The sequence below is a fragment of the Tardiphaga sp. 172_B4_N1_3 genome (assembly GCF_052076035.1).
Lineage (GTDB): Bacteria > Pseudomonadota > Alphaproteobacteria > Rhizobiales > Xanthobacteraceae > Tardiphaga > Tardiphaga robiniae.
In genome coordinates this window covers 4478068-4499000 of record NZ_CP197238.1, presented here as the reverse complement: position 1 = coordinate 4499000, position 20933 = coordinate 4478068, and the positions used below count along the sequence as shown (strand labels likewise).

Below are 20933 nucleotides of genomic sequence, written 5' to 3'. Positions count from 1 at the left end.
CGCGTCAGGCTGACATCGCGGCCAAATTCTTTATGCGAGCGACGACGTGCTGTCGAAGTTCGACACGCTGCCGGGACGATACACCCAGAAGGTCTGCCGCACGCCAGATCAGATTCTCTTCAAATTCGTTGACCCGCTGATCCGCGTAAACGGTCTCCCACATCAGTTGAACGATCCGTCGACGTCCATCGTCATCGAGGAACTCGTTGAGTTGCCGGGTAAAGCGATAAAGATCGACCGCGCTACGAGCGACTGCATCTGCATCAACGAGAAGCTGAACCGTAGCCGCGTCATCCAGCCCATAATGCGATCTGAAAATGGCATGCAATCTGACGCGCCTGATATCCGATAGCTCGCTATCGACGGTGGCGACGCGGATGAGCAATGCCGCGGTCACGATGAGAAGCTCTCTCTGCTCGACGTTTTTCCGTTGATTGGCGTCTTCCATCGCACGCGAGATGAACGCCTTGATTGATCCAAACATCACCCGACCATTCTCTTCAGAGACAACGACGACTGCGCTCTTGCGGCCGGCCATCCGGGCCCGCGATATCTGGGAAGTTTCAGGAGCGGTCGCCTGAGCTGAAGATGGCGTTTGTCCATCGGCGCCGCCACTTTCTTACCGAATTTTAAAGTTTCCGGATTTGGCCAAAAGCGAGGCTAAGCAGCCGTAGTTGTGGCGCTCCGGCCTCTGCGCATGACCTGGAATTTTCCGCGGGGACAGGCGTTGCTGCGCGTACCTGAATCCAGATCAATGTTCCCCGGCAATCCGGGTACTCATCATGACCTCTTCAGGGTTTTTCCCGATTAACTATTGCGTGCTGACGGCTAGCCTCGTCCGGCAGAAGCCTGGTTATTTTGTCGCGGCTCCGAGAGGGAAGCAGATGTTCAGCATTCGCATATTGACCGTGGCATGTGCCTTCCTGATCCCGCAGATGCTATCCGCACCGGCTCATGCGCAACAGCTTTTCCGCGTCGGCGGACTGACATGCAGCACCGGTCCGAGAGTTGGGCTGGTTCTAGGCTCACGCCAGGAGATGCAATGTGTCTTCCTGTCCACCGTGGCTGCGCGGCAATATAGTTACAGGGGCACGATCAGGCGGGTTGGCCTCGATGTTGGCGTAACGCGCGGAGGAACGCTGTTCTGGGGCGTCTTTGCGCGCAACAGTAATATCGGCCGCGGCACGTTGCGAGGCAGCTATGTCGGGGCAAGCGGAAATGTTGCCATCGGCTTGGGTCTTGGCGCCAATGTCCTCGTCGGCGGATCACGCCGTACGATCACGCTGCAGCCGCTCTCTGTCGAGGGCCAGATCGGACTGAATCTGGCACTGGGCATATCCAATCTCGTTCTTCGATAGTCGGCATTTATTATCGGTCATCGCTTTATCGGGCGGGTTGAGCGGTCTTTGCCGGGGGTGAGAATGCTCTCACCGATCCGGCCGACCATATAGGGGAAGAACGGGTTTGATGACGCCCGCATCAGCGAGTCGAGGCTGGCGATCAGCACATTGCGTTCGCCGCGCGGCGCCAGGGTACCGAGGTTCTCGCCAAAATCTTCGGACTTGTCCGGCTCCGCCCCATAGAGAGAATCGCTGACCGGAAATGGCAGCGCCACGTGCGACAGCGAATAGAAGCCCCGTGGATAGTTCAGGCCGAGCGGGCGGGAATGCTCGTCGACGGTACCGGCCTCGGTCACACGTTCGATCACGTCGTCATTATTGTCACCGGAATTGGTAATGACGGCGAGGCGGTAGCGCCGCGGGCCGGCAGGTACAATGCGTGCCAGCGCGGTATCGGTGCTGGTGCGGAGCAGCGGGCCAAATCTGGCGGTGCGGTTGACGTCGAACAGGACGAGTTCGCTCCCATTGGCCGGCAGATGGGCATAGAGATCGGAGACGATGGCCCGTGTGCTGACGGTGAAATCCATCAGCGACTGGAATGTCAGGATGGGTGGAAACTGACTCAATCGGCCTTCACTCGCATAGCGCGCGAGCCGCCGTTGCAGAGCCCTGGTCAGGAGATGCGATTGACGCGCACCGTTCACCGGGAATGAATTGTACTTGAAGGGATTGAACTCCGGAACAACATCGAGCCATGCGGCCTTGGCGAAGGCGGGCAGAATTGCTGGAAATCCCGCAAGGCCGGCAAACCGTGCAAAACTGGTGATGCCGACCATCGGCGAGATCAATATCAGGCGGTCGGGTCGCGACAGTTTTTCGTCGTCGATGGCATCAAGCGCATACATGATGGCCAGTGCACCGCCATTGGAAAACCCCACCAGATGCAGCGGCACGGGCGAATCCACACGCTTCTTCACTTCCCGCACTGCGAGCCGCGTGGCTGCCAACCAGTCTTCCCACGCGACGTCGGTCAGCGCAGCCGGAACCGTGCCATGTGCCGGCAGCCTTGGTACGATCGCCAGGAAGCCTTGATCGCGGTAGAAGCGCGCAATATGGCGCTGGCTGTAGGGGGAATCCGTCAGGCCATGAAGAAGCACGACCGCCCCGATCGGCTTCCCCTTCGGCTCCAGCACAAAGGAGCGGTTGAAATCCTGCACGAAATGCGGGGGATAGACCGGGCTGCCTTCGAAGTACCGATTGGGTGGCACACGTTCTGTCGCATCGAGCTTCTGCGATACCTCGCGCTGGACTTCGTCGAAAAGCTCCGCCTCAGCCGCCATGTATTGCGCCCAGTCGGCAGTATCCAGCTTGCTCGCATGGAGCTCATGCGGAACGTAGGTATGCCATGTCTCGAGTGGCAGTCCGCGCTGCGAATCGTAGATGCGGACAGCGAAGATCGTCATCAGCGCGATGCCGAAAAACGCCATCAGGATCTTTGCAAATCTGAAGATTCTGGCCCGCACGACCGAACCCCGTAAATGACGACGTGGTGCAGGATAGTCCGGAAAATTTGAAGCGCGACAGGAGATATAAGGGAAAGCACCTGAGCGGGTATCGGGCTTTACCCTGATAATCGGTAACTTCTTCGGCGACGTCTAGATCCGCGCATGCGACGGCAGTCATATGCAAAGCCGTCAGTTAGCCCGGCAGCCGAAGATCCGGTTGCCGTTCTCGTCGAGAACGAACACCAGATGGGACCCGCAAAGCGCGCCGGCCTTGCCTAGTTCCGTAGCAAGGGCGCGCGCTTGCGTGATCGCAAGCTTCGGATTTGAAAGGCGGCTTCCGACCTCATCGGGAAAAACTTTCGGCCCGTCCAGGATATGGAAAAAGTATCGCATCGGGCTCCAATAATTCGGAAGAGCCGCGTGTCCCAGTGAATAATTAGTAAGGCGCTGACACATACGATGGCGCGTCATGTGCACCGACCAAGGGTTTTCCCCGATAGCCATGGTTCTGGATGTGCATTTCAAATCGGAACGCGTGCGGGGGCCACAGCATCAATTGTCAGGGAGTTACGCATGCGAAGGATCTCAGCCTTGCTCGTTCTACTCGCGCTATCTGCAGTGGTTCCGCTGGCGGATGCGCTTGCCCAAAGCGCAGCAGGACGCGGCGCAGTGTCCGGTGCCATCATTGGCGGCGCCGTCGGTGGGCGACGCGGCGCGGCCATTGGCGCTGCCACCGGAGCGGCCGTGGGGAGTCACAGGCGGCATTGGCATAACCGGTATTACTGGCGTCATGGTCGTTGCTGGGTCCGCACATCGAGCGGAAGATCCCACCCGGTATCGCATCGCTATTGCAGGTGAGCGATACGATTGCACCGTTGCGGCTGCGATAGCCATTCCAGCGCATCACGATCTTTCGCTGTGATCGCAGGGGTGATTCCGCGGCTCGGATCAGGTCAACACCCGATATCGTGATGCAATCGCGTCATCCATTATTCTGACGATTGAAAAGGAGGATGCGATGCAGAACCTGAAGAAGCGTTTCTTATTGTCCCTGCTTGTTTCCACGATTGTGGCGAGCGCGAGCATGGTATTCGTCACCACGCAGAGCGAAGCCAAGGGGAGGGCGTGGTGCGCCAAATCACAGTCGCGGGGCACCGATTGTAGTTATGACACGATCGACCAATGCCGTGCAGCGGTCAGTGGAACAGGGGCTTCCTGTCGCAAGCGCGTCCGTTAAGGCGCCTTGTCGTCATTGAAATGGCGCTCCATTGACCCGTCGCCGATCAACGGAGTCTCCATATACAAACGAAGCGGCGGCCTCCGACGGAGGCCGCGTAGGTCTGTGAGCCCTCCGCCCTGGTCGGCGACATCAGCGTTCTGCGTCACAGCAGAAGCGCGCGAAAACTAACTCGATCTTTGGTTGGACCTGCGTGATCGTCTCGCCGGCGATGGGAGGCGGAAATGCCCTCCAATGAGGAGGCGACCCTTGCCGGCGACATTTCCCCAGTAAACCAGCAACTCAGGCGGCGAGTGGTAATCCGCGATCTCATGAACAGTCTGGTCGCCGGGAGCGGAGCACAAACATCCATCGTCCTTCACTCATGATGAGTCGGACTCTCGGAGTCAGCCGTCGAATATTCACCAACTAAAACTGGCTCCAAACTTGCCGTTGTATGCGTAGCTCTTTCCTTCGAAGCGAGATTGATACGAAACACTGGCGAACAGAGTGGCATTCGAGGTCACCTGGCCGCTGACGCCGGCGTTCAATTCGCCCCACGTGCCATTGAGTGTGGCCTGGAAAGGGGTGAAGCCGGTATCGGACGAAAATTCGGTCAGGGGATTTCCGCGAAATTCGTGCCAGAGGCTTGGACGGATCCACGCAGTCAAGTGACGGCGGATCGCATCGTCACCGATGTTCCAACTACGGCCAATACGAGCGCCGATCCGGCTTGCTAACGAATCAACTTTATCGAAGCGAACCTGGGCGCCGACGTCACGGCTACCGGAGAGATCGATCGCCTGATAGGCGACCTGGACCTGCGGCTCGATGAAAAATCCGTGGCGCAAGTTGATCGGATAGCCTGCCTCGACTGATCCGCCGATACCCGTCCCGTCGGTGGTAAGCGAGGTTAGACCACGATTGGCGTTGCTGGTCACGTCGTACCAGGTGCCCTGCAGCACAGTGTCGAAATACCAACCAGTCGCGCCAAAGTGAGTCCAATAACCGCCGAGAGTGTAGCCCTTGACGTCACTTTCGCCGGTGATGCCGTCATAATGAGTAACTCGCCCGTAGGCCCCGCCGAGAGCAAAATATAAACCGAGATGATCCCGGCTGCCGTTGCTGTGTTCGCGGCGCACAAAGTCTTGGCCAGCCTGAAGGCCAAGGAAATTATATGTGTACTGCGGACCGGTGCCGTAAATGCCGCGCGCGTCCCCGTCGCGCCGCCCGGTCATGCCGATAAAGCGGCCCCAGCCTCCGATGAAAGGCGCATCTGCGTTCGACTCAGTGCGTCCACCGACGTCCTCCCGGTTGCCTGCGCGCTCGTGGAACGTATCAAGGAGGTTCCGTCCGTAGAGCAGGGCCATCGCAGGCACCGCAGCATAAAGGGAGGTCTCCGGCCGGAAGTTCGGCACCGGTGGTTGCGGTGCTGATCCCGGCGGCGACGGGCATACCGCTGCGTTGGGGGCCAGACTACAATCGAGCGTCGAGCGGAGATACCATGCTTGCGAGTTGCTACCATCTACACTGCTGCGATGGAGCGTATATTCGAAGGGACCAGCCACGACCGGTCCAGCGAGCTTGAATGCAGCCGGCGCCGTCGTGCCGCCGTTGGTCGTGTCGACGACAAGGATGCCGTTGCCTACAGTCAGCTCGCCGCCGCCACCTGCGTTTGTTACGCGCAACGACGTATCACCCGTTGCGGTCCCGCCGTTGATCGAGAGCCTGTCGGATGGCGCACCATCCGTGTCGAGGAACGTATTCAATCCGATGGTTCCGCCGACGCCCGTATAGTTGATGGCGCTCAGCGTCTTGAACGCCCCGCCCGACGTCGGTGCAAAATCGATCAAGCTCGACGTGTTGATAAGATTGGAAACGTTGGAGTTGCCGGTCACCTTCCACGTCGTTGCATTTTGCAATGTCAAATTCGACGCGCTTCCCGCGTCCGTCACCGCTGCGCCGGTAAGTGTCGAAGATGCTGCTATCAAGTTCAGCGTGCCATTGGCAACGACTTCCAGGAGATTCGGATTTCCGGCGAGGGAAGAGCCAAGGAATGTTGCATTCAGCGTCGTGCCGGAGATCCGGATACCTGCGCCCTGGGCTGAACTGAGTGTGCTGTTTGAAATCTGCGCAATACTGGCCCCCGCATCGTAGGCCGATGAATACAGCGCGGCACCGCCCGCTCCAGAAACGGTCAGGGTGCTGTCGTTCAGCGCAAGGCTGCTTCCGCCGCGAACGCTCGCACCATGAGATCCGGTTCCGGATGTTCTGACTGTCACACCGTTCGCAGTGAGAGTTGAGCCGGTTGGACTGGCAGAAGGCGTTGCGGCATCGTCGAGCAATATGAGTGCTGTCGGAACCGCCGGCGTGGCCGATAGAGCCGAAAGCAACCCGACCGAGAAAAGACCTGCCGCCGATGCGCCTGTGGTTGTGACCGTTCCGCCGTTCAAGATGAGCTGGCCACCAAATTGCGCGCTTGCGCCAGTTCCACTTGCCCCGCTCGTGACTACCGTCGCATTTGTTGCCGTCAACGTACTTCCCAATGTCGCCAGCAGGCCGAACGACGAGGTTCCGAGGGTTGTGAACGCGCCTCCTGTGATTGCGACCGAGCCGGCATTGTCGGCCCTGGCGCCGTGGGAGTTATCGCCAATCGTCGTGACCGCAAGATTGTCGAGTGTCATGCTTCCGTAAAACGCATTGGCGCCGCTGGCCGTTGGGCCACTTGTGCGGATAATGATATTTGCCGCATCAATCGTGGCGGTACTGTCGATGGTGATGAGGGCGTCGGCGCCGCTGCCGGTGGTTGTGATCGAGCCTCCATTGAGAGCGATATGCCCAGCTGCATTCGCCCGCGCTCCGTAGCCAGCGCCCCCGGTCGTGTTGATGGTCACGTTGGTCGCGCTTATCATCGCGTTGGCTTGGGTGGCAAAAAGACCATAGGCCATACTGCCAGCTGTCGTGACCGAAACGCCGGCAAGGTTTACGGTCCCACCCTGTGCCGCTTCGACGCCGTAGGCGTTGCTACCTGTCGTGAAGACGGTGGTGTCGGTCGCATTGACGATCGAGTTGACCCCCGTTGCGAACAGACCCACTCCACCTCCGCCGGTGGTCGAAACGGACGAGCCGCTGAAGAGCGTGATACTGCCGCCGCTCTGCGCGTATGCCGCGTGGGAGGCTGAGCCCCCTGTGATCACACTCAGCGGGCTGAAGCTATCGATGATTCCATTGTTAAGTGCGTAGAGCCCGTAGCCTGCCGTGGGCGTCAACACACCCGTGTTGATCGTTCCACTCGCGCTCTGCGTGGTGCCGTTCGCGATCACCTGCTGGGCATATGCAGTGCAGCAATCCAGCAGATCTGATACTGAAATAACAACCAGACTGAGCGCGGTCGTCCTTGAGTATTTTCGCATGATGACTTCTCCGATCACCAGGCGGTCTTCGTTGGGCGACTTCGGCCTCAGCGAATCTCAGCCGAAAAATCAGAGAGGCAATCATCTCGATCGCTGCGCGTATTGCTATTGGGGGAAACCCTGAATGTCGGGGCAATTAAAGATCGTGATCGTCATGACGACATCTCCCGTACGCGTTTGGCGCTGCAGCTTGATGTCGAGATCCGCCCTGGTCGGCATTACCTGCATCAGGACCAGCCGACCACATACCCATAGACCAGAACCGGGATCGCAAGAAGAATGCGCTGGATTGCACAGCGCAGCGTCTTGCGCTCTCTTTATTCCGCCGCGACTGCGACCTGACCCAGCCTGTCGAACACGACGTCGCCGCCCAGAATGGTGAGGTCGCAGCGGGTGTCCTTTTCGACTTCTTCCGGCGAGACCGTAAACACGTCGTGGCTGAGCACGGCGATATCCGCGAGCTGGCCCGGCACCAGACGGCCCATGCGATCTTCGGCGAATTGCGTATAGGCGCCGAAATAGGTGTAGGCGTGGATCGCTTCCGCCATCGACAGCTTCTGTCCTTCGCCCAGCAATGTATGGCGGTTGGACATGCGCGTCGTCATCGTGAACAGGTTCTTGAACGGGTCTGTGGTGGAGACCGGCGCGTCCGAACTCGCTGCGGGATGCAGGCCGGCGTCGAACCACTTGCGCATGGGATAGGCGACATCGGTGCGCGCCTGGCCGAGATTGGTGATGTAGAGATCGCCGAATTCATACATGAAGACCGGCTGCGGCACTGGATCGATGCCCGCAGCTGCCATGCGTGCGATCTGGCTGTCGCTGAGGAAGCCGCAATGCTCGATGCGATGGCGGCGGCTGAGGATAGGGTTCTCCGCCGTACCGGCCTTCTCGATTCCTGACAGCACCTGTTCGATGGCGGCGTCGCCGATGGCGTGGATGGCGAGCTGGTAGCCGAGATTGTGATAATGCGCGAGATAGTCGTGCATCTCCTTGTCGGTGTAGCAGAAGATACCGCGATTATCGGGATCGCCCACGAGATAGGGCTCGGACATCGCAGCGGTGAGTCCGCCCGCGCTGCCGTCGCCGAACACTTTCATCGCGCCATAGCGCAGCAAGCCGACCTCGCGGCCGAAGCGATAACCGGCAGCATGGGCCTGATCGCCGATGCCGTCGGTGTTGCCGTAGATACAGACCCAGGTGCGGATCGGCAGCGTGTTCGATTTCGCAAGATGCTCGTAGGCGTCGATCTCGTCCATGCCCGCGGCCATGCCGACCGCGGCATCCATCACGCTGGTGAAGCCTTGCTCGAGCATGAACCGGCTGGCGCGGTCAATCGCATCGCGCAGGCGCTCGGCGCTTGGCTTCGGCGCGGCGTCGACGATCAGGCGCAGCGCGCGTTCGGCGAGCAGGCCTGTCAGCTTGTTGTCGCGGCGTTCGATGATGCCGCCATCAGGCTGCGGCGTGTTGTGGCCGATGCCGGCTACGCGCATCGCCTGTGTGTTGATCACCGCGACATGGCCGCAGGTGCGCTTGAGATAGACCGGATTGTTCGGCGCAACCTGATCGAGCTCTTCCGCGGTGGGGTGACGCTTTTCCGCGAGCTCGTAATGGTCGTAGCCGCGGCCATTGATCCATTCGCCGGGCTTGGCGGTCTTGGCCTTCTCGGCGACGCGGCGCAGGATCTCGCCGATGCTGTTGGCGCCGGTCTCCGGCCGCAGATTGATCTCGGTCATGGTCAGGCCGAGCGGCAACAAATGCATATGGGCGTCGTTCAGGCCGGGGATGGCGGTGCGGCCGGCGAGTTCGATGATGCGCGTATCCGGCCCGGCAAGCTCGGCGATTGTTTCGGCCGAACCGGTCGCCAGCACGTGTCCCGATGCGATCGCGATGGCTTCGACAAAGCCCTCGTTGAGACCACAGAACACGCGTCCTCCGGTCAGGATGAGGCTTGGCTTTTCCATCTTAAGTCTACCTTTTATTCACGGGATCGAGTGCAGCGACGGGTACGCCAAAATTATTCAGCGGAGCAAGATCGCAGATTGTGCAGTGTGAGCCTGCAGACGGGGCAACGCGCCGCATATCGCGCTTTATGTTGGAGTTTTTCTCGCAGGTCAGGAATTAGACACCTGCCATGCGCGTCACGCAGCGACATTTGCGTGAGGCGCACGTCGGTGTAGGATTCGCCTGATGTCTGGAGCCGGTGTGATGACGACCAATACTCAAGCTGCAACGCGTGCGACGGCCGAAATCCCGAGCATCCCCTGTGACGCCGAGGGTCCGGTGTTTCGCGAGCCGTGGGAGGCCCAGGCCTTTGCCATGGCCGTGACGCTGCATGAGCGCGGCGTGTTCACCTGGATGGAATGGGCTGCGGCGCTGGCTGCCGAGATCAAGCACGCCCAGGCGGGCGGCGATGCCGACACCGGCGAGACCTATTACCGGCACTGGCTGGCGACGCTGGAAAACCTGATCGCCGAGAAGGGTGTGACGACGGCGGATGCGCTGCATCGCTACCGCGATGCCTGGGACCACGCCGCCGATCGCACGCCGCATGGCCAGCCGATAGAACTGACCCCGGCGGATTTCGATCGCCACGCGTAGAGCCGCGGCGCACGCCTCTCTCCGCCGTCATGGCCGGGTTTGTCCCGGCCATCCACGTTTTTGACAGAAGTGAAGTGAGGCGTGGATGCCCGGGACAAGCCCGGGCATGACGAGTTCTTATTGAAGCGTCATCCCTCACGGTGCGCAGCGCGCACCACCGACCCCCTGTTTGGCATCTCCCGCAATCGCCTGGGCAATTCGATGATCCCTTCGTTGACGCTGGCCCTGTTCGTGGCTGTCCGGCGTCGTCGGAGAAAAACATGCTCGATACAACAAGAACAACCGGCGATTTGCAGGCGCTCGACGGCGCGCATCACGTCCATTCCTTCACCGATCCTGCCGTGATCGCCGGCGGCAAGACACGCGTCGTGGTGCGAGGCGAGGGCTGCCAGATCTGGGACAGTGACGGCCGCAGATTTCTCGACGGCATGGCCGGATTGTGGTGCGTCAATGTCGGCTATGGCCGGCAGGAACTGGTCGAGGCCGCCACACGGCAGATGGCGGAGCTGCCCTTCTACAGCAACCATTTCCAGTCGACGACGCCGGCGATGACGGAGCTCGCGCACAAGCTGTCGCAGCTGACGCCGGGAGGTCTCGACCACTTCCTGTTCACCTCGTCGGGCTCCGAGGCCAACGACACCATCGTCCGCATGGTGCGCTATTTCTGGAAGCTGCAGGGCAAGCCCACCAAGCGCACCTTCATTAGCCGCACCATGGCCTATCACGGCAGCACGCTGGCGGCCGTGAGCCTGTGCGGGATGCCGCACATGCATGCCATGGACGGCGGCACGCTTCCGGGTTTCGCGCATATCCAGCATCCGCACTGGTACATGTTCGGCGGCGAGCTGACCAAGGAGGAATTCGGGCTGCAGGCCGCGCAGGCGCTGGAGCAGAAGATTCTCGAACTCGGGCCCGACAATGTCGCGGCCTTCATCGGCGAGCCCGTGCAGGGCGCTGGCGGGGTGATCGATCCGCCGTCGACCTACTGGCCGGAAATCCAGCGCATCTGCCGCAAATACGATGTGCTGTTGATTGCGGATGAAGTGATCTGCGGTTTCGGCCGCACCGGCGAATGGTTCGGCGCACAGACCTATGGTGTCACGCCGGACCTGATGACGCTGGCCAAGGGTCTGTCCTCCGGCTACCTGCCGATCGCCGCGGTGGCGATGAACAAGCGGGTGTTCGAGACCATCGGCGCCGGCGGGTTGCTCGCTCACGGCTATACCTATTCGGGCCATCCCGTCGCCTGCGCGGTGGCACTCGCCAATATCGACATCATTGAACGCGAAGGCCTGGTCGACCGCGTTCGTAACGACATCGGCCCCTATCTGCATCAGGCGCTGGCGCAGTTCGAACAGCATCCGGTGGTCGGCGAGGTACGCGGTATAGGCACGCTGGCGGCGCTGCAACTGGTCAAGGACAAGGACACCCGTGAGATCTTCACGGTCGAGGACGGCGCCGGCATCTTCTGCCGCGAAGCCGCCTATGCCCATGGCCTGATCGTTCGCGCCGTCGGCCAGTCCATTGTGCTCAGCCCGTCGCTGGTTATCACCCATGCCGAGATTGACGAGATCGTCGACAAGCTCAAGCGTGCGCTGGATGAGACGGCCCGGCATTTTGACCTGTAAATATTTCAACCTGATTTGGAGAACCGCATGAGGATGAGATCAGCTTTCGTCGCGCTTGTTGCGGCCTTTGCTTTCGCGGGCCCGGTCGCCGCCGAGGAGCCGATCCGCGGCGGCACCATGCGGATCGTGATGACGGCGGATATCCGCACGCTTGACGCCTCGCGCAGCGACAATCTCACCGATCACGTCCTCAACCACATCTATGAGCAGCTTGTCGCGCACAGGAACGACATGACCATCGGTCCCGCAGCAGCCGAGAGCTGGACCGTGTCGCCGGACGGCAAGACCTACAGTTTCAAGCTGCGCGACGGCATGACCTATCACAACGGCGACAGGGTGAAGGCTGCCGACGTCAAATGGCTGTGGGATCGCCGCATGGCCGCGCCGAAGTCCGGCGCACCATGGGTCTGCGCCGCGAGCTTCGACGGGTCGCGCGGCATGAAGGTCGAGTCGGTGGAAGCACCGGACGATGGCACGGTTGTCTTCACCCTCGACAAGCCGAACACGCTGTTTCTGATCCGGCTCGCCGACATCGTCTGCAATTTCTGGATCGCCAGTCCGAAGAATGTCGATGCCGACGGCAACTGGATCGCAGGTTCGGCGATCGGCTCCGGCTCGTTCAAGCTGAAGGAATGGCGCAAGGAGCAATATGTCTCGCTGGAACGCTTCGCGGATTATGTCCCGTCGAAGCAGAAGCGTGACGGTTTTGGCGGCGACCGCACCAGCTATTTCGATGAGGTCCGTTTCGTCGTCATTCCCGACAAGACCGCGGCGGAAACCGCGCTGCTTGCCGGGCAGGTCGATATCGTCACCTATCTTCAGGTCTCGCGCATCGAGGAGATGAAGAAGCGCGGCGCCATCGTGAAGACCGCGCCGGGCCTGTCGCTATCGGCGGTCCTGATCCAGACCTCCGATCCCCTGATGTCGAACGTCAAGATTCGCCGCGCGCTGGCGCATGCGATCGACTTCAAGGAAATGGCCGAAACCAAGCTGCTCGGGCTCACCGAGTTCAACCCGTCGGGGGTGGCGGAATCCTCGGCCTATTTCGATAAGTCGTTCCAGGCCTGGCCGAAATACGATCCGGAAGCCGCGAAGAAGCTGTTGAAGGAGGCCGGCTACAAGGGCGAGCCGATCAAGATGCAGACCAACAAGCGCTATATCGGCATGTATGAGAATGCCGTTGTGGTGCAGGCGATGCTCAACGCCGCCGGTTTCAACGTGCAGCTCGATGTGATCGACTGGGCCGCGCAGCTCGAGAACTGGATGAGCGGCAAGTTCCAGCTCCAGTCCTTCGGATATTCGTCGCGCGCCGACCCGATGCTGATGTATGGCACCATCATCGGCAACAAGACCAAGGCGCCGACGTCGCAATGGGACGATGCGGAGGCGCAGGCGCTGTATCTCAAGGCGCTGACGACGACCAGCTTCGACGACCGCAAGGCGCTCCTGAAGCAGCTCCACGCCAAAATGGCGGAGGAAGTGCCCATCCTCGGGCTTTACTACTATCCCGTAATCGAGGCGGTCTCGCCGAAGCTCGTGAATTACGAGTCGTGGCCGCTCGAAAAACCGCGCGCCTGGGGTGTGTGGAAGAAGCCGTAACTGCCCGCAGCGTTACGGTAGACTTGAAGACCCGGAGCCAGCGACGGCTCCGGGTTTTTTCGTGGGGGGATACTTAGAGAAGTGGGAGGAGCGCTTGGAGATGGTGTGCACCGACCTCTCCCCACGTCATTGCCGGGCTTGACCCGGCAATCTATCTTTCAGGCGACGAGAGTGGCGTGTGGGGCAAAGATGGATACGCGGGTTGTCTAGCGAAGCTCTTCGCGCTGCCCGCGATGACGGCCTGAGAAATCGGCGCTAGACGGCTGTTGCCGCCACCGCTCCCTCAAACCTCCGATCCAGCAGCATCGCCGCATTCAGCAACCGCTTCGTATAGTCATGCTGCGGCCGGTCGAAAATATCGTCCCGGCTGCCGACCTCGACAATCTTTCCGTTCTGCATGACGGCGACACGGTCGGCGACCTGCTCGACGGCACCGAGATCATGCGAGACGAACAGACACGCAAACCCATAGCGCTCCTGCAACTCGCGGATCAGTTTCAGGATCTGCTTCTGCACGGTCATGTCGAGCGCGGACACCGGCTCGTCGGCGACCACGAAGGCCGGGCGCCGTGCGATGGCGCGGGCGATGGCCACGCGCTGGCGCTGGCCGCCGGAGAGCTGATGCGGCAGCCGGCGCAGGAAGTCCTGGGACAGGCCCACTTCATCGAGCACCTCACGCACGCGGAGTTCGCGCGCCTTGCCATCCATTGTGGTGTCGAGGCGCAGTGGTTCGCCGACGATGTCGCCGACGCGTTGGCGCGGATCGAGCGAGGAATACGGATCCTGAAAGATGATCTGCATTTCCTCGCGCTGCAGCCGCGCCGCGCGGCCGCGCCAGGTCATGATCTGCCCGCCGCGGAAGGCGATACTGCCGGAGGTCGGTGTGATCAGGCCGACGGTGGCGCGGCCAAGCGTGGTCTTGCCGGAGCCGGAGCCGCCGACCAGCGCCAGCGTCTCGCCCTCGCCGATGGTGAGATCGATGCCGTCGACGGCGCGCTTGGCCTCCGTGCGGCCGAACAGGCGCGGGCGTCCCGCATAGTCGATCACCACATCGCGCAATTCGACTAGCGGTTTGATCGTGCGGGCGCTGCGTAAGCCGCCGGCGCTTCGTCGCGGCAGCGCGTCGACGAGACGCTGAGTATAGTCGTGCTGCGGCGACGACAGCACGTCGAGGCTGCGACCCTGTTCGACGATCCGGCCCTTCAGCATCACGGCGACATCGCGCACATAATGCGAAACCATGCCGAGGTCGTGGCTGATCAGCAGCACCGCGGTGCCGTTCTCCTGCGTCAGTTCCACCATCAGATCGAGCACGTCGCGCTGCACCAGCGTGTCGAGCGCCGTGGTCGGCTCGTCTGCGATCAGCAGGTCCGGCTTCAGCAGCATCACCGAGGCCAGCATGATGCGCTGGCGCATGCCGCCGGAAAATTCATGCGGATAGGCGCCGAGGCAATGGACGGGGTTGGGAATGCTGACGCGCTTCAGCATCGCGAGGCAGCGCTCGCGGATCTCGCCGCGCGACAGCCGGCGATGATGCAGCGCGAGGCCCTCGGCCATCTGCCGGCCGATGGTCATCGACGGATTGAGCGATACCATCGGCTCCTGGAACACCATCCCGATATGGGCGCCGCGAATCTTGCGCAGCGCCGGGGGCGCGATGCCGACCAGCTCGGTGTGGCGGAACCTGATGCTGCTGCCGGGTGCGGCGATCAGCGGCGTCGGCAGCAGGCCGAGCACGGCGCGCGCGGCCATGGTTTTGCCCGAGCCGGACTCGCCGACCAGCGCCAGCATGCTACCGGGCATGATGGAGAAGCTGGCATCGTCGACGAGCTTGTTGCCGTCGGGGCCGACGGTAACCGTCAGATGCTCGGCGGCGATGACGGGCTGCGATGGATCGTGTGTCATCGTCATCGCATCAGGCCTGCATCTTCGGGTCGAGCCAGTCGCGCAGCGCATCGCCCAGCATGTTGATGCCGAGCAGCGTCAGCGAGATGCACAGGCCCGGCAAAATGAGCAAATACGGCGCCTGGGTGATGAAAGGCCGGCCCGAGGCCAGCATGTTGCCCCAGCTCGGCGCCGGCGGTGGCACGCCGAGGCCGAGAAAGCTCAGCGCGCTCTCCGACAAGATGACCCAGCCGAACATCGTGGTGGCCAGCACCGTGATCGGCGCCATGCAGTTCGGCAGCACATGGCGCACCATGGTCACGAGTTCCGAATTGCCCATCACCCGCGATGCCTCGATATATTCGCGTTCGCGCACCGACAGCACGCTGGCGCGTGCGACGCGCACCACGGCGGGCATATAGGCGACGCTGAGCGCCAGGATCAGCGCCTCGCGGCTGGCGCCGGAGATCGCCATGATGAACAGCGCCAGCAGCAGGCCGGGAAAGGCCAGCAGCGAGTCGTTGAGGATCATGAGTATCCTGTCGGTCCAGCCGCGCAGGAAGCCGGCGACGATGCCGAACAACAGGCCGAGTGAGACGGCGATGGCAACGGTCGCGAGCGCGATCCAGCCGGTGGTGCGTGCGCCATAGATCAGGCGGCTCAGCACATCGCGGCCGAATTCGTCGGCGCCGAACAGATGCGATGCGGAAGGTGCTTTCAGCACGGCGCGCAGGTTGAGCTTGAGCGGATCATAGGGCGCCAGCATGGGGCCGAAGATCGCGAGCAGGGTCAGCAGCAGCACGAGGCCGCCACCGATCAGGAGATTGGCGCGGCCGCGCGCGAGGCGGGGGAAGTAGCGCGTCATTGGGCGATCTTCGGATCGAACAACGGATACAGCATGTCGACGACCAGATTGACGATGACATAGATGACGCTGATGAACAGGATGCAGCCCTGCACCACCGGATAGTCGCGGGCATAGATCGCCTCGACCAGCAGGCGGCCGAGGCCGGGAATGGTGAATACCGTCTCGGTGATGGCGATGCCGCCGAGTAATCCGCCGAGGATCAGGCCGATCAATGTCCAGGTGGGCGCAAAGGCGTTGCGGAAGGCATGGCGCCACATCACCTCGGATTCCGACAGGCCCTTGGCGCGGGCATGGGTGATATATTCGAGCCGCGACACTTCGATGGTGGAGGCGCGCGCCATGCGCACGATCGGGCCGAGCTCGACCATGATCAGCGTCAGCACCGGCATGAAGATGAACAGCACGCCCTGACGGAAATTCTCGCTCAGCGATACGTAGCCGATGACGGGAAACCATTCGAGCCACATGCCGAATACCAGAAGGATCATCAGGCCAAGCCAGAAGCTCGGGATCGACAACAAGAGCGTCGAGAGTGCCACGGTGCCGTAGTCGGCGAAGGTGCCCTGCCGCCAAGCCGCGAACATGCCGGCCGGTACCGCGATGAGCGCGGCAAACACCACGGCTGTAACGACGATGGTCGCGGACACCGCGAAGCGGTCCAGCATCAGCGGCAGCACGTGTTCGCCTGATGAGATCGACTTGCCGAAGTCGCCGGAAAAAATATGGCCGAGCCAGGTCAGATATTGCGACGGCAGCGCGCCGGACAGACCCATCTCCCGGCGCAGCGCCTCGACCTGTTCGGGCGTCGCGAGATCGCCGAGCATGACGGAAGCAGGATCGCCGGGGATCAGTCGCATGGCAAAAAAGATCGCCGCCGATACGATGATCAGTGTCGGCACCGCCTGCAGCAGACGTCCGAGCAGGAAGCGGCCCATCACGCTGCCTTTCGGTTATCGTGCGAGTGCATCGCGGATCGCATGCGCGGCGGCGACGGCCTCGCGGGCGCGGGGCACGCTGGTGACCTCGGGCCAGGTCGAGAGCTTGACGAAAGCAAATTCGGATTCCGGATCGATATAGATCAATTGCCCGAAGATGCCGCGTGCCAGCATGGCACGCCCCCGGGGGTCCTCGATCCACCATTTGTTGTGATAGGCGCCCTCGGGCAGCGTCTCGCGGAAGAAGCCCTGGAACAGTTCGGTGTTGCCGTTGTTGCGGGTCTCGTCGATCCACGCTTTCGGGATCACCTGACGATCGCCGGACCGTCCGCCATTGATGATCATCTGGGCGAAGCGGCCATAGTCGCGCAGGCTTGCGCAGAAGCCGCCATCGGCCAGCGCGAAGCCGCCGTGGTCGACAGTGAAATAGCCGTCCTCCTGCGCGCCCATCGGCGCCCATAATTCGCGGCTGACCAGTTCGGAGAGCGAAGTTGCGGTGGCACGTTCGAGGATGAAGCCGAGCACGTCGGTCTCGATGGAGCGATACTGGAACAGCGCGCCGTGGGGGCGGTCCTGTTCGGTCAACGTCAGGATCAGCTCCCACATGGTGCGCGGGTAATCCGGCTGGTCGTTGACGCGCCAGCCGCAGGCATAGCCGAGCTTCACCATATGTGAGCCGGGCGTGGTGTAGGATTCGTCGAACACCACGCCGGTGGTCATGTCGAGCACGTGCTGCACGGTCGCGCCGCTATAGGCGGTGCGCGCTAGCTCCGGCAGATACTGCGTCACCGGCGCCTTGGGATCGAGCACGCCGCGGTCAGTGAGAATGCCGGCCACCATGCCGACCATCGATTTCGCCATCGACATCGACAGGTGCAGGCTGTGCGGCTTCATGCCGTTGAAATAGCGCTCATAGACGATGGCGCCGCGATGCAGCACCAGCATGCCGTCGGTGGCGTTGTCTGCGAGGATGCGGTCGAAACTCAACTCGCGGCCATCGAAGGTGAACGCGACATCGTCCAGCGCCTGAAAATTCTCGAGCATCGGCATGACCGGGCCCGGGCCGCGCCAGACCTGCGCGGTCGGCGTCATCTCGCGGATGTGCTGGAAGGTCCAGCGATGCATCGGCGCGCGGCTCCAGCCGGAGCGTGGCAGCAGGGGGCCGCCGGGATCGAGCGGGTCGCGGTAGGGTGGCCGTTGAAACAGGTCGGTCAGCGTCGTCATCCCCATGCAGCGGCCGCCGCGCAGCGCGCGATGAGCCATCGTTAGACCTCACGAGGGTAACGCCATCAAGATGGCTCGGAAGATGCCAATGAGGGGCATGGTGGTGCACCGGGCGCACCGTGCTAGACTGCCATCTTGCCGCAGCCTTGCCGACTTGCCTCTGCGCATACCGGCATGTCTCTTGCTTCGCTGAATGTTTGTCTCACTGGCACGATCCGCCTGGCGGTCGTGCCGCCAACCGAATGTGGATGGATGATGAAGCCGGTCTCCGGTCCAGGCCCCAATCCTGTCGTGATGGACGATAGCGGCGCCGCGCCGGCCCCCGCACTGAACCCGCCGTCGCGCAAGTCGATCCCGCCTTTCGAGGCGCTGCGTGCCTTCGATGCGGTGGCACGGCTCGGCGGCGTGCGCCGCGCGGCGCAGAGCCTCGGGCGTGATCACGCGGTGATCAGCCGGCATCTGCGCACGCTGGAATCATGGACTGGCACCAAGTTGATCGACCGGACCTCATCGAGCATCTCGCTGACCGATGACGGCGTGCGTTATCACCGGCATATTGCGGCGGCGATGGATGCCATCGCCGATGCCACCATCGACCTGATGCGGCGCGGTGACAATCATCGCCTGCTGATCTGGTGCGCGCCGGGCTTCGCGCTGCACTGGATGTCGCGCAAGATCGGATTGTTCGAGAAGGCCAATCGCGACGTCGATATCGAGCTACGCCCCACCGATCGCCGGCCGGATTTCGCCTCGCACGAGACGGATATCGATATCCGCTTCGAGTCAGTCTATGGCAATCCGCTGCAGCTCGCCCCCGGCCTGCGTTGCATCGAGGCGGCGCGTGTGCCGATCGTCGCGGTGGCCAGCCCGGCCTACCTGGCTTCAATGCCGGCGATCGAGACGCCGCGCGATCTGCTCAGCCAGCGCCTGCTGCATGAAGAGGATTTCGATAGCTGGGCGCACTGGCTGGCAGCGCACGGCATCTATGACGAACTCGACCTCGGCGGTCCTCGCCTGTGGCAGGGCCACATGACGCTCGACGCTGCGATCCACGGCCGCGGCGTCGCGCTGTCCAACCATATGGTGGTTGCGCATGAGCTGGAATCCGGCCGCCTCGTCGAGATTGGAAAAGACAATGCGAGCTTTCAACCTTATTCGGACGGCATCTATTACTTGATCACCCGCGCCGACCGCTGGGATGCGCCGCTGATCCGCCGCTATCGCAACTGGCTGATCGAGGCCATCGCGCAAGACTGGCCCGAGCTGAGCGTCGCGGCGCAGGCGAAGCGGAGCAGGGTGGGGTAGAACAAGCGAGCGGCTTCCTAACCTCTCCCCGCTTGCGGGGAGAGGTCGACTGGAACGCGCGAAGCGCGTGGAAGTCGGGTGAGGGGGACTATCCATTCGCTCTGAGCTTGCGGAGACTCCCCCTCACCCAAAGCCTTCGCTGCGCTCAGGCTTCGACCTCTCCCCGCTTGCGGGGAGAGGTTAGGAAGCCAGCGCCTCACTTCAGCGCCTTCACCACCGCATTGAAGAAATCATTGTCCAGAATCGGCGCGTTCAGCGTCGTCGGTTTTGAGCGTGCGCTCAGCACGACGCAGATCACGCGCTGTTTCGGATTGATGTACAGCATCTGGCCGAAGATGCCGCGCGCGACGAAGGCGCCGTCGTCGAGCGTGCCGTCGGGCGCCGGCACGATCCACCACATATAGCCGTAATCGACGCGCTGGCCGTTGATCTGGCGTGAGGACCCGGCCTCGCGGACCCAACCTTCCGGCAGCACGCGGGTGCCATCGATCACGCCGTCATCGAGAATGAACCGGCCGAACCGGGCATAGTCGCGCAGGGTGGCGAACAGGCCGCTGCCGGCGACTTCCAGCCCGCCGGGCGCTTCCAGCCACCAGGCGCCATCGGCCTCCATGCCGAGTCTGGACCAGATCTTCTCCGAGAGATAATCGCTCAGCCATTTGCCGGTGGCGGCCTTCACCAGCGCGCCGACGACATGGGTATCGCCGGTCGAATAGGTCCATTGTGTGCCAGGCACCGCGGCGCGTGGGCGCTCAGCCATGTAGCGCATGACGGCACCGGGCTCCTGCCCGACCTGCAATGCGAGCATCTTGCGGCGCTCGGAATTCGCGTCGGTCTGGTCGTCGCTCCAGCGCAGGCCCGACGTCATCTGCATCAGCGTCTTCACGCTGACGCCCTCATAGGCGGTGCCGGAAAATTCGGGAAGATAAGTCACCAGCGGATCGTCGACGCTCTTGATGTACCCGTCCTGGATGGCAGCGCCGATCAGTGTGGTGCTGAAGGATTTCGCCATCGACATCGACAGCCAGCGTGTCGATGCCTCGATACCGAGATCGTAATGTTCGAGCAGAACCTCGTCGTCCTTCATCACCAGAAGTCCGGCGACGCGGTTGCGCGAAACATAGTCGTAGATGTCGTAATTCGCGCCATTGGAGACGATCGGAAAGTCAGGCAGCGTGTGCTTGCTATAGATCAGTGGCCGCACCGGTGCGCCCGCCTTGATGGTGCGCGTCGCGAAATTCATCTCGGGCGTGACGAAGGTCCGCAGATGATCGATAGGCATCGATCGGCCGGCATAGGAATTGATGATCGCGTCGGTTGCAGTTTGGGGGCTCGTCGCGGAAGCCTGACGAATGGTGCTGTTGGCTTCGCCTGCACCCGGCGCCACATCTGTCACAGTCAAAGGTCTGTCCTGC

At 62.0% G+C, this 20933-nt stretch carries 17 protein-coding genes; 7 read left to right on the top strand and 10 right to left on the bottom strand.

What is annotated here, in order from left to right:
• Positions 1-4 precede the first annotated feature (4 nt).
• Positions 5-538 (bottom strand): TerB family tellurite resistance protein, encoded by a 534-nt coding sequence (locus AB7783_RS21255; protein ID WP_231078843.1) that lies wholly within the window; start codon positions 536-538, stop codon positions 5-7.
• Positions 539-884: 346 nt separating this feature from the next.
• Here AB7783_RS21255 and AB7783_RS21250 point away from each other — a divergent pair, with 346 nt between their 5' ends.
• Positions 885-1358, top strand: a complete 474-nt coding sequence (locus AB7783_RS21250) for a DUF992 domain-containing protein (RefSeq protein ID WP_089263717.1) — start codon at positions 885-887, stop codon at positions 1356-1358.
• 17 nt (positions 1359-1375) lie between these two features.
• On the opposite strand, the gene AB7783_RS21245 is transcribed toward AB7783_RS21250, so the two are convergent.
• Positions 1376-2827, bottom strand: coding sequence for an alpha/beta hydrolase (locus AB7783_RS21245; protein ID WP_441278736.1), 1452 nt, complete (start codon positions 2825-2827; stop codon positions 1376-1378).
• A 207-nt stretch (positions 2828-3034) separates the two neighbouring features.
• Positions 3035-3238 carry a DUF6894 family protein gene (locus AB7783_RS21240; protein WP_120287454.1) on the bottom strand — a complete coding sequence of 68 codons (204 nt, stop codon included), beginning with the start codon at positions 3236-3238 and terminating at the stop codon, positions 3035-3037.
• Between the two features lie 76 nt (positions 3239-3314).
• On the opposite strand from AB7783_RS21240, the gene AB7783_RS21235 reads away from it, so the two are divergent.
• Complete coding sequence (locus AB7783_RS21235; protein WP_441278735.1) at positions 3315-3767, top strand: hypothetical protein; 453 nt, start codon at positions 3315-3317, stop codon at positions 3765-3767.
• A 96-nt stretch (positions 3768-3863) separates the two neighbouring features.
• Positions 3864-4082, top strand: a complete 219-nt coding sequence (locus tag AB7783_RS21230; RefSeq protein WP_089263548.1) for a DUF3551 domain-containing protein — start codon at positions 3864-3866, stop codon at positions 4080-4082.
• A 401-nt stretch (positions 4083-4483) separates the two neighbouring features.
• Here the strand turns inward: AB7783_RS21230 and AB7783_RS21225 are convergent, their stop codons facing one another.
• Both AB7783_RS21225 and AB7783_RS21220 read right to left on the bottom strand, forming a co-directional pair.
• On the bottom strand, positions 4484-7474 hold the full coding sequence (locus AB7783_RS21225; RefSeq protein ID WP_441278734.1) for an autotransporter family protein: 2991 nt from the start codon (positions 7472-7474) through the stop codon (positions 4484-4486).
• A gap of 317 nt (positions 7475-7791) precedes the next feature.
• Complete coding sequence (locus AB7783_RS21220; RefSeq protein ID WP_441278733.1) at positions 7792-9438, bottom strand: amidohydrolase; 1647 nt, start codon at positions 9436-9438, stop codon at positions 7792-7794.
• Positions 9439-9682: 244 nt separating this feature from the next.
• Between AB7783_RS21220 and AB7783_RS21215 the strand changes: the two genes are divergently transcribed.
• The 3 genes from AB7783_RS21215 to AB7783_RS21205 all read left to right on the top strand — a co-directional run bounded on the left by AB7783_RS21215 (position 9683) and on the right by AB7783_RS21205 (position 13302).
• Positions 9683-10075, top strand: coding sequence for a nitrile hydratase accessory protein (locus AB7783_RS21215; protein WP_441279737.1), 393 nt, complete (start codon positions 9683-9685; stop codon positions 10073-10075).
• Positions 10076-10335: 260 nt separating this feature from the next.
• Positions 10336-11703: an aspartate aminotransferase family protein gene (locus AB7783_RS21210; protein WP_441278732.1), complete on the top strand. Its 1368-nt coding sequence runs from the start codon at positions 10336-10338 to the stop codon at positions 11701-11703.
• A 27-nt stretch (positions 11704-11730) separates the two neighbouring features.
• The gene (locus AB7783_RS21205) at positions 11731-13302 is read left to right on the top strand and encodes an ABC transporter substrate-binding protein (RefSeq protein WP_441278731.1); all 1572 of its coding nucleotides are present in this window, start codon (positions 11731-11733) and stop codon (positions 13300-13302) included.
• Positions 13303-13557: 255 nt separating this feature from the next.
• Here the strand turns inward: AB7783_RS21205 and AB7783_RS21200 are convergent, their stop codons facing one another.
• Genes AB7783_RS21200 through AB7783_RS21185 form a run of 4 tightly spaced genes read right to left on the bottom strand, consistent with a single transcriptional unit; the run spans position 13558 to position 18252 of the window.
• Positions 13558-15207 (bottom strand): dipeptide ABC transporter ATP-binding protein, encoded by a 1650-nt coding sequence (locus AB7783_RS21200; protein ID WP_441279736.1) that lies wholly within the window; start codon positions 15205-15207, stop codon positions 13558-13560.
• A 10-nt stretch (positions 15208-15217) separates the two neighbouring features.
• A complete protein-coding gene (locus AB7783_RS21195) occupies positions 15218-16051 on the bottom strand; it encodes an ABC transporter permease (RefSeq protein ID WP_089263556.1) in 834 nt (277 codons plus the stop codon).
• Complete coding sequence (locus tag AB7783_RS21190) at positions 16048-16989, bottom strand: ABC transporter permease (protein WP_441279735.1); 942 nt, start codon at positions 16987-16989, stop codon at positions 16048-16050. The genes AB7783_RS21195 and AB7783_RS21190 overlap by 4 nt, the downstream gene beginning before the upstream one ends.
• A 15-nt stretch (positions 16990-17004) precedes the next feature.
• Positions 17005-18252 carry a serine hydrolase domain-containing protein gene (locus tag AB7783_RS21185; protein WP_441278730.1) on the bottom strand — a complete coding sequence of 416 codons (1248 nt, stop codon included), beginning with the start codon at positions 18250-18252 and terminating at the stop codon, positions 17005-17007.
• Between the two features lie 135 nt (positions 18253-18387).
• Between AB7783_RS21185 and AB7783_RS21180 the strand changes: the two genes are divergently transcribed.
• The gene (locus AB7783_RS21180) at positions 18388-19518 is read left to right on the top strand and encodes a LysR substrate-binding domain-containing protein (protein WP_441278729.1); all 1131 of its coding nucleotides are present in this window, start codon (positions 18388-18390) and stop codon (positions 19516-19518) included.
• Between the two features lie 196 nt (positions 19519-19714).
• Here AB7783_RS21180 and AB7783_RS21175 read toward each other — a convergent pair whose 3' ends face one another.
• Positions 19715-20914: a serine hydrolase domain-containing protein gene (locus tag AB7783_RS21175; RefSeq protein ID WP_441279734.1), complete on the bottom strand. Its 1200-nt coding sequence runs from the start codon at positions 20912-20914 to the stop codon at positions 19715-19717.
• Between the last annotated feature and the right edge of the window lie 19 nt (positions 20915-20933).